Origin of the sequence: Nonomuraea sp. NPDC050404 (assembly GCF_040655495.1) — a bacterium.
In the GTDB taxonomy this organism is placed as follows: domain Bacteria; phylum Actinomycetota; class Actinomycetes; order Streptosporangiales; family Streptosporangiaceae; genus Nonomuraea.
Genome location: NZ_JBFAKB010000019.1, coordinates 147,263 through 159,200 on the forward strand (window position 1 = coordinate 147,263; position 11,938 = coordinate 159,200).

Below are 11,938 nucleotides of genomic sequence, written 5' to 3' on the forward strand. Positions count from 1 at the left end.
GGTGCTCGCCCCGGTCTGCTGGCCGCACGCCGGCTGGACCCGATGGCGCCGGGTCCTGGCGCGGTCCGGCCGGGGTTTTCGGCGGCTTCTTACTTCCCGGCCGAAACCGTGCCCATCGCGGCTCAAGGCGCGGTTGGGTTAGGTGGCGGCGACGATGCGGTTTTGGACTACGCGGCCGAGGCCGTCCAGGGCGATGAGGGCGGTGAGCAGGTCCTGGGCGGCTGCGGGGGCTGAGGAGCCGCCGGCCCAGCTCACCGTCACGTAATGTCCCATGGCGCGGGCCTGGGCGCGGCTGCCGGTGGCCTCGAAGGGGATGTCCTGCCGTACGAAACCGTCCTTGCGCAGTGCCGCCACCAGCGCGTCGGCCGCGCGCCCGTCGCCCAGGTTGAAGATGACGAACTGGCCCGCCATCGCCCCGCCCTGGTACGTGGCCTGCAGCGCCTGCGTGCACCCCGCGGCCGTGGCGCCCCAGAGGACCTCGTCGCAGTCGGTGAACTCGCGTGTCGCGGACAGGCGCATCGTGCCCAGCGTCTGGGTGGCCGGGGTGAAGACCTCTTTGGCGGTCAGCGGGGAGGCGTCGTTCTGGCGGGTGTCGACGGCCGCGTAGAAGGCGGAGGTGGGCTCGGCGTGGAAGGTGGCGGGGCGGGGCAGTTCCCGGGTCAGCCACAACCAGCCGGCCACGGCGACGGCCGCCGCGACCGTGAGCGCGCCGAAGATGACGAGACGGCGGGACATCAGGACGCGGGCCCCGTGATCGTGACGACCCGCCGGTAGACGGCCTTCTCCGCTCCGCGCAGTGCCAGCGTGAGTGAGACGAAGTCGTCCTTCGCGGTGGGTTCCGCGCCGTCCAGTCGGCCGACCCACACCAAACCGACATAGTGCCCGAGCGCGTAGCCGCCCGCCTCGGAGTGGCCGCCCGCGGGGAATGCGGCCTTGGAGGAGGTCAGGGGACGCGCCCAGCCGCCGCGGTAAAGAGTCTTCAATGTCTCGACCAGCCCGGCGGCCGACTGGCCGTCTTTGAGGTTGAGTAGCGTGTACTGGCCGATGTAACGGCCGTCCGAGCTGGTGTACAGGCCGCGGGCGGCCTGGGTGCATCCGGCGTCCGACACCTGTTCGAGGAGGTTCGCACCCCACAGCGCCGCCGAGCAGTCGGCGTCGAGTTGCTTGGCGACGAGCTTGAGCTTGAGCTTCTTGGTCACCGCCAGCTCGCTCTGGTCGAACACCTCCTTCTCGGTCAGCGCCTTCGCGTCCTTGGTCCTTTCCGACAGAGGGTCGAACAGCTTGGGCGAGTTCCAGCCGTGGAACACCCTCGGCACGGCCGTGTCGGCGCCGACCACCGCGGCGCCCGACTGCTGTTCGGGGGTGTAGGTGCCCATGGAGGTCATGACCATCACCAGGCCGATGCCGCCCGCGAGCACGCCGGCGACCGTGGCGATGATGACGAACAGCCGCTGCTGTTCCGGGCGGAAACCCCAGTCGCTGAGCAGCGGGAGTTGCCAGTCCGAGCGAGGGGTACGCCGCCGCTTGCTCGTGGCCGCGGCTGCCACCAGCCGCTCGGTTTCGCCGGCCTCGGCGCCGCCCGCGACACCGTCCGCCGACCGCGCGCCGCCATCGTTCTTCCACGCCCGTACGTTCCGGAGGTCCCTGGGCAGCCACGTGCCATTGTCGGCCTCGCTCACCCCCGGCGCGCCATCACCCTCAGCCTGCGCACCCCGCCCCCGGGACCTCCGCCCAGCCCGCCGGCCACCTTCCGCGCCGGACGCGGACGAACCGCCACCGTCCGCACCCGCCGACACCCCTGCCGCAGGCCACCCGGTGCTGTCCGTGCCACGGGCTGACCGTCCGCCGTCCGCGCCCGCCGCAGGCCAGCCACTGCTGTCTGTGCCTCCAACCGACCGCCGCCCGCCATCTGCACCCGCCGCAGGCCAGCCGCTGCTGTCCGTACCGGCAGCCGGCCGTCGCCCACTATCCGCACCCGCTGCGGGCCAGCCGCTGCTGTCCGTTCTGGCTGACTGCCAGTCGCCGGTGGCCGGCTGCTCCGCGGAGTGACCGACCTCTCGGGCGCGGGCCGCTCTCCGGGCGCTGCGGCTGCCCGTCGTTCGCCTGCCGCCCTCCGCCTCGGTTGCCGGATGGGCGCCGCTGACGGCACGCCGGCCGCCGGTGTCGCTGCCGGACGAGCGCCGGCCTCCGCCTTCGCCATGCGCCGCCGCCTGCCACCCGCCGCTCTCGGGATGAGCCGACGACGACCGCCCGCCACCACCATCGGCCTGGGCAGCGGGCCACCCTCTACTGTCCGTGCCACCGGCCGACCGTCGACCGCCATCCGCAGCCGGCCAACCACCACTCGCCGCATGAGCCGACGACCGCCCGCCACCATCGCCCTGGGCAACCGGCCAGCCACTGCTGTCTGTACCGCCAGCCGACCGACGACCACCATCCGCAGCCGGCCAGCCCCTGCTGTCCGTGCCACCGGCCGACCGCCGGCCGCCATCCGTGCCCGAGGCCGGCCAGCCGCCGTCAGCAGTGCCTGGGGGCGGCCAGTTGCCGTCGGTCGTGCCCGAAACCTGCCAGCCGCCGTCAGCGCTCGCGGACAGCCAGCCGCCGGTGTCGGTGCCCGCGTCCTGGCGACCGCCATGGCCGGTGTCCCGAGGCGGGGAACCGGTGTCGTCGGGGGCGGGGCGGGGGGATCGGTTGCGGCCTGTGCGGTCGCCGCTCGAACGCCCGCCGCCGGAGCTCGACGGGCCTCTTCTTCGGGCCATCACCGGCCCGCCGCCCCGATCGGACTGCCGAGGGCGATTCCGGTTGGGACGGGTTGGCGCCGGTCGGAGATCGGCACGCAGGCGCCGCCCGCCGTGGACAGGGGCGCACGCCCGGCGAAGCCGCCGCCGGGCGTGATGGCAACGCTGCCGCCCGGCGTGAGGGCGACGCCGCCGGGTGTGAAGGCGACGCCGCCCGGCGTGAGGGCTGTCGGGCCTGTGGTGCCGTCCGGGGTGCTCGCGATGAGCGCGAAGTTCGACACCAGGCCGTTCATCGCGCCGGTCCCGGATGGCCGTGGTCGGCCTCCGGTGACGTCACGATTGCGGTGGTGGATCTTCGCGCGATCGTTCATCGCGAGTTCTTCTCCTTCGTCGCGGTTTCGGTGTCGGGAAGCTCCGCGCGGTCGTCCCCCGTCTTCGGGGCCGCGTCGTCGCCGGAATCCTCAGGGTCTTCCTTGTCGAGGTCCGCCTGGCCGGTCGAGTGCAGCGGGTCCACGCCCGGGTCGTCCTGGCCCTTGGCGTGGAGCGGGTCCGCTCCGGGATCGTCCTGGCCCTTCGTGTGCAGCGGGTCCACGTCGGAATCGTCCTGGCCGTCCGAATGCGGCGGGTCCACGCCCGGGTCGTCCTGGCCCTTGGCGTGCAGGGGGTCCGGTCCGGGGTCGTCCTGGCCGCTCGCGTGCAGCGGGTCCACGTCGGAATCGTCCTGGCCCTCGGCGTGCGCCGGATCCGAAGGCTTCGGGTCGGTGCCGAACGGCGAGACCACGACCTCCTCGCCCGTCTTGTTCCTGGTCGCCCAGAAGTACGCCAGCGCGGCCACGAACAACACGATCGAGGTCCACTGGTTGATCCGCAACCCGATGAACTCCACCGCGTAGTCGACTCCGCCGACCGGGTCGATGCGCAGCCCTTCGATCCAGAAGCGGCCGGCCGTGTAACCGGCGACGTAGAGGGCGAACAGCCGCCCGTGGTGCAGCGCGAAGCGGCGGCCGGCGAGGATGAGCACGAAGCCGAGCGCGAGGTCCCACAGCGACTCGTACAGGAACGTCGGGTGGTAGAGCACGCCGGGCTCGCCGCCGTGGTCGACGTCGATCTCCAGGCCCCACGGCAGCGTGGTCGGCGAGCCGTACAACTCCTGGTTGAACCAGTTGCCCCAGCGGCCGATGGCCTGCGCGAAGGCGAGGCCGGGCGCGATCGTGTCGGCGAGGGCGCCCATGGACAGGCCGCGCTTGCGCGCGGCCAGCCAGACGCCGAAGCCGCCGAGCGCGACCGCGCCCCAGATGCCCAGGCCGCCTTCCCAGATGAACAGCGCCCGGTAGGGCTCCTTGATCGCCCGGTCGCCGAAGTAGGTCTGCCAGTCGGTGATGACGTGGTAGAGGCGGCCGCCGATCAGGCCGAAGATGACCGCGGGGACCGCGATGTCGATGATCGTCCCCGCCTGGCCGCCGCGAGCGCGCCAGCGCCGCTCGCTCAGCCAGACGGCGACGATGACGCCGAGCACGATGCATAGCGCATAAGCCCGGATCGGGATGAATCCGAGATACCAGACCCCTTCGGCGGGGCTGGGAATCGAGGCTAGGGGCATGTCACGTGAGGGTAGCGGAAGCGAGCCTACTTAGCCGCCTCGGTAATCTCATCGCGAAGCTGGCTCGGGCTGAACAGTACCTGATTGTCTATTTCGGTGCCGTTCAATTTCACTGTCGGCGTGTGGGTGAGCTTCTGCTCGTCACTGACCTTCTTGCTGTACGCCAGGTGCGCCTCGGCGTTCTTCTGCGAGGTCACGCACTGGTCGAAGGTCGCCGGGTCGGCCCCCGCCTCCTGGCCCCACTGCTTGAGCTGATCGACCTTGAAACCCTCCACGGTTTCCGAGGGCTGGTTGTCGAACAGCAGGTCGTGCATGGCCAGCCACTGCTTGCCGTCGGCCGTGCAGCGCACCGCGTTGGCCGCGCGTACCGAGTTGGACTTGGTCGGCTCCTGCGAGAAGATCGTGATCGGGTGGAAGACGACCTTGGCCTTGCCCTCGGCGGCGAGGTTCTTGAAGGTCTGGCCGCTGACCCGCTCCAGCTCCTTGCAGGCCGGGCACTGGAAGTCCTCGTAGATGTCCACCACGGGCGCCGTGACGCCGCTCTTGGCCATCACGGCGGTGCCGTCGGCCTGTACGGTGACCGGCGCCAGCGCCGCGGTGGCCTCCTCCGACTTGGAGATGCTGGCGGCGTACCACCAGCCGAGCCCGACCGCGGCCACCGCGACGGCGCCGGCGGTCACGTACGTGATCACGCGTTTGCGCTGGTCGCGGGCCCGCTGAGCGGCCTGCTGCTCCCTGATCTTGTCACGCGCGGACTGCGACTTCGTCTTCGTTCGCTCGCCCTTGCCCATCAGTCGTCATCCCCCTCATCATCACGATTGTCGCCCCCGAGGCCGAGGGCGCCGTCGAGCGCGAAGCGGCCCGGCGGAAAGCGCACGGCCCAGACGCCCAGCAGCACGAGGCCGAAGTCGCGCAGGATGTCGAGCAGGTAGGTCGGCTCTTGTCCCGCCCCCAGCTGGCCGCCGCCGCCGAAACAGCCGCAGTCGATCCGCAGGCCCTTCGCCCACGCCCAGGCGATGCCGAACACGAACGCGAGCATGAGCAGCGCGGCGATCACCGCGGCCACCCTGGTCAGCAGACCGACGACCAGCAGCACGCCGACCACGATCTCCAGGATCGGCAGGGCGTAGCCCACCGTGACGGCGATCGTTTCTGGCAGCAGCTGGTATGCCTTGACCGCCACGACGGAGTCGGCCGGGTTGCCGATCTTGAGCGCACCCGCCGCGATCAGCACCCCGCCCAGAACCAGCCGGGCAACGGTCGTCACCCAGGGTATCGCCGTTCTCGCCTTAGGTGACGGTTGTGACGCGGTCACAAGTGTTCTCCTCTGTCTCTGCGCCGGAAAGCGCACAGTATCCGGGCACCATCCGATCACGCAGAGGATAAGCAACAGTTAAGCGAGTTTACCGCCGCTGAGCTGGGAGTGTTGCGACATATACCGCCTATCGCCCCGGCCCGAACCTCGCCGTTACGCGCACCTGAACCTGGCCTCGCCCCAGTCCGCGTGATCGTTGCCGATGCCGTCGCCCCCGTCGCCCGCCACCAGGTCGGCGTAGCGGGCGCCGGCGAGGTCCGCGTTCAGTTCGTACGCCGGATCGGCGGCCCGCAACACGGGGCTGCGTACCTTCTCCACCCCGTCGGCCACCACGGCGAACTCCACCGATCCCCGCGTCGCCTGCACATCGTCAACACCGACGAACGCCGTGAACGTCGTACACCGCCCACCCAGGTAGAAACGCACTTTCGCGGGCGCGTGCGTGCCCAGCCCTTTGTCGAACGTTCGCCCGGAAATCACGATGGGCCCGCCGTCGGCCGTACCCGTGTCGCCGTTGGAACGGTCGCGCTCCACCGGCCCCCAGCCGTTGTCCGCGCCGACCCACTCCAGGTCGGAGGCGAAGGCGTCGCCGGACGGCGGGGGCGGCAGCGTGCGCACGAAGGCGGTGGCGCGCAACGTCCTGGGCACGCCACCGACGGTGTAGGCGGCCGTGGCGGCCAGCTCATAGGTGCCGTACGGCGTGTCGGCGGGCGGGGTGACCCGCCAGGTCGTGGTCAGTTTCCCGCCCGGCGGGACCGCGCCGCTCCCGTCGCCCGATACCGTCCAGCCTCCGGGCGCCTCCAGCCGCACCGACACGTCCTCCACGGCCACGTCCTCAAGATTGCCGAACACGGTGGTGACCTCGTTGGCCGCGCCCTGCTCGAACGCCTCGGCGACGGGTGTCAGGTCGAGTGTCCCGCACGCCTGCCCCTCCTGGGCGGGCCCGAGGTCGGTGACGGCGAAGTCGTCCAGGATGAAGTCGGCCCCGGCCTGCTCGGGCCGCAGCGACCGCAGCCCCACCCACACCTCGCCGCACCCGCCCACCACGCGTTCGGTGAAGCGGGTGGTGACGCGCCGTTCGGGGATGGGCGTGCGGCGGGTCTCGACGCTCGCGCCGCCCGTGTCGTAGCCGGTGACCCACTGGTAGGTGCCCGCCTGGGCGTTCTGGTAGGCGAACGACACCTCATAGGCGCGCCCCGGCTCGAACCGCGCGCTCTGCGGCACCGTACGGTAGATCAGTCCCTGCCGCTCCTCGTGCGCCTTCAGCGACCAGTTCCCGGCCAGCACGTCATCGACCGTCTTGCCGTTCCACCCGGCCTGCGTGTACGGCTCGTGCCGCTCCGCCAGATGCGTACGCGCGTCGAACGACCCGCCCGCGTCCCCCTTCACGAACGGCCCCCAGCCGGGCTCCACGGACTCGAACGTCTCCACCGCGCCGGCCGGCTCCCGCTCGAACACGCGCACGTCGTCCACCCGCACCTCCCCCTCGCCCGCCGCGGCCGTGATCCGCAGCGTGACGGACGGGCCGGGCGCGGTGAAGGTCACCTTTACCCGCTGGAAGTAGGTGTCGTGCTTCTCGTCGGAGGCGATGTAGTTCATGGCCGTGGAGCGCCGCACCGTCACCGCCTCGCCCCCGGCCTCCAGGGTGGTCGCGCGCGTCCTGCCCGGCTCCACCTCGACGAACGCCGAGGCGGTGTACGTCCGGCCCTTACGCAGACCTCTCAGCGGCTGCTCCAGGCGGGCCGTCCGGCCGCCGCCGAGCACCGCGAAGCGCCGGCCCAGCTCATCGCGCCGTACGCCGACGGGCCCGCTGACGCTCCAGCCGGTGAGCCGGTCGCCGTTGAAGCCCGGGTCGCGCACGCCGCTCCCCCGCCCCCAGCCGGGGTCGGCCTGCCGGGGCGCCCCGCCGGGATGGAGCACGTACGGCACGCCGGCCTTCGCGCTCAGGGTGATCTTCCCGCCCGACGGGGTGACCGTCCCGGCCGGGACGCGGCCCTGGTCGGTGAGCTCGTACACGCTCATCACCCGGTCGGCCGCCCAGCTCGTCTCACCGCCCGCCGGGTTGTAGTGGTAGTACCGGCCCTTCCAGGGCAGCAGGTACGTGCCGCCGTCGAGCACCTTGCGCCCGCCCGCGAACAGCTCACGCCGCCCATCCTGGTACGTGCCGCGCACGCCCCCGGCGAACACGATCTCGTCGGCGTTCCAGTCCACGATCTCGTGCTGCTGCAGGAACTTGACCGGCAGGTTGTGCTCCCAGATGTTGCGGGAGAAGGCGGTGAAGTCGTTCTCCGCCGTCCAGCCCTCGAACTCCACGATGCGCGCGTTGCCGAGGATGGGATGGGCGTTCCAGACGTCCTTCTCGTGGTTGCGGATGAACCGGATGATCTGCGAATTGAGTCCCTTGTTGGTGACTCCGCCGTAGTTGAGGTCGTTGGCCCAGTGCGCCCACAACGACGAGCGCTCCAGCTTGTCCGACCATTCCGTGCTCACCTGCCAGCCCTGCGCGCGCAGCTCGGCCAGCGTGCGGTCGGCCACCCAGCCGAAGGGCCTGAACACGTCCACGTACAACACCGCGAGGTTGCGGTCGGTCTCCTCGCGCAACCGGGCGAACCTGCCCGCCAGCGTGCCCGCGGCCAGGTCGCCGCGCTGGTCGATGAGGTACGCCTGGTCGAGCCAGTTCCAGCCCTTGGCGTCCTTGTTCACCAGCCGCTCGTCGAAGCTCCTGGCCTCGGGGTAGGACTCGGTGGCGTTGACGTGCACGCCGAACGTCGCATTCCACGCCTTACCGCCCCTGAGCAGCGCGTTGAGGTCCGCCAAGCCGCCCGCGCGGCGGTTGTAGTTACCGCCGTAGTCCGGATGCGCGGCGTCGTGGCCCTCGGACTGGTAGCCCTTGAGCAGCGCGAGCTGGCCGAGCCCGTCGGTGGCCAGCGAGATGCGCTTGACGTCGTCGAGCGTGCGCAGGAACGGGTGCGTGGCCTGGCTGGAGAAGTTGAACGGGATGTGCGTGACCACCCGGTCCCTGGTCTGCTCCGCGCCCGGCGGCCGGACCGCGATGCTCCTGAACGCGATCGCGCCGTCCTGCCAGTCGAGCGTGCCGTCGCCGTTGGCGTCCGGGGTGATCACGACCTTGGCCCACGGCCGTTCCTCGGTGAACGGCGCGCCGCTCGCGCGGTGGATCCACTGGCCGCTCCAGACGGCCACCCGTACGGTGCCGCCGGCGTCCTTCCTGGCCTGGTGCCAGAGCCTGGCCGCGTCCCGGTCCGTCACGCCCGAGGGGCGGTCGTAGGTGGAGTTCGACTCGACGGCGGCGGCCAGCCGATCGGTGTTGACGATCGCGTACGTCGCCCCGACCGGCGTCTCCTCCGGCGCCGTGGCGCTCGTGACCGGGGCGAACACGTCGGCGGTGCGGGTGGAGTTGGGATCCAGCCGGGTGAACGCGGTCGCCGCGCCCTCCTGCGCGCCCGACACCGACACCAGGTCGTGCCCCGGCAGGTCGATGGTGTTGATCCGGAACGCCTCGGTGTCGCTCACCCTGTCGATCGTGAACGTCGTCACCCTGCCCTTGACCCCGACACTGGCCTCCAGGGCGACGCCGTCGCCGAACGCCAGCCGGTAACGCGCGGTGGCGCCGTCATTGCCGGTCAGGCTCACCCGCGGGGCGCGGGCCTGGCCGTTCAGCAGCACGGCGGGCACGCCCGTGCTGCCGCCGAGCGTGGCCCCGCCCGCCCTGTCGGTGTAGCCCAGGACGCGCGGGAAGGCCGGGTCCAGCTCCACGCGCAGCGCCGCCGACGAGATCACGATGGGCTCGGTCACCCGTGCGGGCGTCGGCGGCAGGTTCTGCGCGGTGGGCGGGGGCTGGGCGGGGCCGGTGGGCGGGGGCTCGGGCGAGGGCAGCTCGTACGTGGGCGTCACCTCCGGCGCGGGCGGCGCCTGGGAGGCGCCCACTCCGGACTCGGCAACAGCGGGCGCGAAGGTCGGGGCGGCCATGGCCGTGGCCGTGAGGGCGAGGGCTGCGAGGAGCGCGGGACCTGGACGCATAAGTGTCCTTCCGGTCATACGTAGCACCGTCTGACACAAACGGTAAAGCGCGGCTCCCCATTGGGGAACCGCGCCCGGCTACACGCACTCGTCCGGCCGGCTCAGCGGCGTACGCCCCGCGCCATGTCCTTGGCCAGGACCGAGATCGACTCGCGCCCGGCGCCCTCGTCCGGCGCGTCGAGGATGCGGCGGATGAACGCCGACCCCACGATGACGCCGTCGGCATAGGTCGCCACCTCGGCCGCCTGCGCGCCCGTACCGACCCCGAGACCCACGCAGACGGGCAGGTCGGTGTGCGCCTTGGTCCGCTTGACCAGGCCCTCGGCGGCGACGTTGACGCTCTCCCTGGCGCCCGTGACCCCCATGAGCGAGGCCGCGTACACGAAACCGGTGCAGCAGTCCACGACGGCCTTGATGCGCGCCTCCGTCGAGCTGGGCGCGACCAGGAACACCGTGTCGATGCCCGCCGACGCCGACGCGGCCCGCCACGGCTCGGACTCCTCGGGCGTCAGGTCGGGCGTGATCGTGCCCACGCCGCCCGCGCTCGCCAGGTCACGCGCGAACCGCTCGGCGCCGTACTTGTCGATCGGGTTCCAGTACGTCATGACCAGCGTGGCGGCCCCGGTGGCGGCCACGCCTTCGACCGTGCGCAGCACGTCGGCGATGCGCGTGCCGTTGGTCAGCGCCCTGTGCACCGCGGCCTGGATCGTCGGCCCGTCCATGAGCGGGTCGGAGTAGGGCAGGCCGATCTCGATGACGTCGCAGCCGGCCTCCACCAGGGCCGCGGCGGCGGCGATGGCACCGTCCTTGGACGGGAAGCCCGCGGGCAGGTAGCCGACGAGCGCGGCCCGGTTGTCCGCCTTCGCCTTGGCGAAAACCGTCTGAAGAGTCGTCATGTCCGTCCGTTTCAAAGGTCGAGTCTCACCATGATGCCCTGGCGCGCGCCCGCTCCAGAATCCCCGCGCCGGTGAGGCGGAGAAGGATGGTCGCGGGCGCGCCCGGCCCGGCGCAGGCCGTCAGCGGCTCGTCGGTGTCAGAGGTTGAAGTACTTCATGGCCGTGCCCATGTCCTTGTCGCCGCGACCGGAGAGGTTGACCAGGATGGTCGCCTCGGGGCCGAGCTCGCGGCCCAGCTCCAGCGCGCCCGCCAGGGCGTGGGCGGACTCGATGGCCGGGATGATGCCCTCGGTCCTGGCCAGCAGCGAGAACGCGGCCATCGCCTGGTCGTCGGTGACGCCGTGGTAGGTGGCGCGGCCGGAGTCCTTCAACCAGGCGTGCTCGGGGCCGACGCCCGGGTAGTCGAGGCCCGCGGAGATCGAGTGGGACTCGATGGTCTGGCCCTCGTCGTCCTGCAGGACGTAGGTGCGCGAGCCGTGCAGCACGCCGACCGAGCCCGCGGTGAGCGTCAGCGCGTGCTCGCCGCTCTCCAGGCCGTGCCCGGCCGCCTCGTAGCCGTGCAGCCGTACGTCCTGGTCGCCGATGAAGGCGTGGAAGATGCCGATCGCGTTGCTGCCGCCGCCGACCGCCGCGCACACCGCGTCGGGCAGCCTGCCGGTCAGCTCCAGCATCTGGCGGCGCGCCTCGACGCCGATGATCCGCGCGAAGTCGCGCACGATCTCGGGGAAGGGGTGCGGTCCCGCGACCGTGCCGAACAGGTAGTGGGTGGTGTCGACGTTGGTCACCCAGTCGCGGAAGGCCTCGTTGATGGCGTCCTTCAGCGTCTGGGAGCCGTTGTCCACCGGCACCACGGTGGCGCCGAGCAGCTTCATCCTGGCCACGTTGAGCGCCTGGCGCTCGCAGTCGACCGCGCCCATGTAGATGACGCACTCCAGGCCGAGCAGGGCCGCGGCGGTGGCGGTGGCCACGCCGTGCTGGCCCGCGCCGGTCTCGGCGATCACCCGCTTCTTGCCCAGCCGCTTGGTCAGCAGCGCCTGGCCCAGCACGTTGTTGATCTTGTGCGCGCCGGTGTGGGTGAGGTCCTCGCGCTTGAGCACGATCCGCGCGCCGCCGGCCTGCTCGCCGAAGCGCGGCACCTCGGTCAGCGTGGTCGGCCTGCCCGCGTACGTGCGCAGCAGGTGGTCGAACTCGCGCAGGAACTGCGCGTCGTTCTTGGCCTTCTCATAGACCGAGGCGACCTCGTCGAGCGCCGGGATGAGCGCCTCGGGCACGTATCGGCCGCCGAAGATGCCGAACTTGCCGTGCACGTCGGGGTCGTTGCCGTACGCGGCGTTGCCCGCCAGGTCGGCGG

At 71.7% G+C, this 11,938-nt stretch carries 9 protein-coding genes; all 9 read right to left on the reverse strand.

Features of this window, described 5'->3' with window-relative positions:
• Nucleotides 1–138: 138 nt before the first annotated feature.
• Nucleotides 139–735: a hypothetical protein gene (locus AB0I81_RS41860; RefSeq protein WP_360669458.1), complete on the reverse strand. Its 597-nt coding sequence runs from the start codon at nucleotides 733–735 to the stop codon at nucleotides 139–141.
• The gene (locus tag AB0I81_RS41865) at nucleotides 735–1,679 is read right to left on the reverse strand and encodes a hypothetical protein (protein WP_360669461.1); all 945 of its coding nucleotides are present in this window, start codon (nucleotides 1,677–1,679) and stop codon (nucleotides 735–737) included. Before AB0I81_RS41865 ends, AB0I81_RS41860 begins: the two co-directional genes overlap by 1 nt.
• Before the next feature lie 1,079 nt (nucleotides 1,680–2,758).
• The gene (locus AB0I81_RS41870; protein ID WP_360669464.1) at nucleotides 2,759–3,109 is read right to left on the reverse strand and encodes a hypothetical protein; all 351 of its coding nucleotides are present in this window, start codon (nucleotides 3,107–3,109) and stop codon (nucleotides 2,759–2,761) included.
• The gene (lgt, locus tag AB0I81_RS41875; RefSeq protein ID WP_360669467.1) at nucleotides 3,106–4,338 is read right to left on the reverse strand and encodes a prolipoprotein diacylglyceryl transferase; all 1,233 of its coding nucleotides are present in this window, start codon (nucleotides 4,336–4,338) and stop codon (nucleotides 3,106–3,108) included. The genes AB0I81_RS41870 and lgt overlap by 4 nt, the downstream gene beginning before the upstream one ends.
• A 26-nt stretch (nucleotides 4,339–4,364) precedes the next feature.
• Complete coding sequence (locus tag AB0I81_RS41880) at nucleotides 4,365–5,129, reverse strand: thioredoxin domain-containing protein (protein WP_360669470.1); 765 nt, start codon at nucleotides 5,127–5,129, stop codon at nucleotides 4,365–4,367.
• On the reverse strand, nucleotides 5,129–5,605 hold the full coding sequence (locus tag AB0I81_RS41885; RefSeq protein ID WP_360669473.1) for a MauE/DoxX family redox-associated membrane protein: 477 nt from the start codon (nucleotides 5,603–5,605) through the stop codon (nucleotides 5,129–5,131). Before AB0I81_RS41885 ends, AB0I81_RS41880 begins: the two co-directional genes overlap by 1 nt.
• 201 nt (nucleotides 5,606–5,806) lie before the next feature.
• Complete coding sequence (locus AB0I81_RS41890; protein WP_360669476.1) at nucleotides 5,807–9,691, reverse strand: endo-alpha-N-acetylgalactosaminidase family protein; 3,885 nt, start codon at nucleotides 9,689–9,691, stop codon at nucleotides 5,807–5,809.
• 101 nt (nucleotides 9,692–9,792) lie between these two features.
• Nucleotides 9,793–10,587 (reverse strand): tryptophan synthase subunit alpha, encoded by a 795-nt coding sequence (gene trpA / locus AB0I81_RS41895; RefSeq protein ID WP_360669479.1) that lies wholly within the window; start codon nucleotides 10,585–10,587, stop codon nucleotides 9,793–9,795.
• 137 nt (nucleotides 10,588–10,724) lie between these two features.
• Complete coding sequence (gene trpB, locus AB0I81_RS41900; RefSeq protein WP_360669722.1) at nucleotides 10,725–11,930, reverse strand: tryptophan synthase subunit beta; 1,206 nt, start codon at nucleotides 11,928–11,930, stop codon at nucleotides 10,725–10,727.
• Nucleotides 11,931–11,938 lie beyond the last annotated feature (8 nt).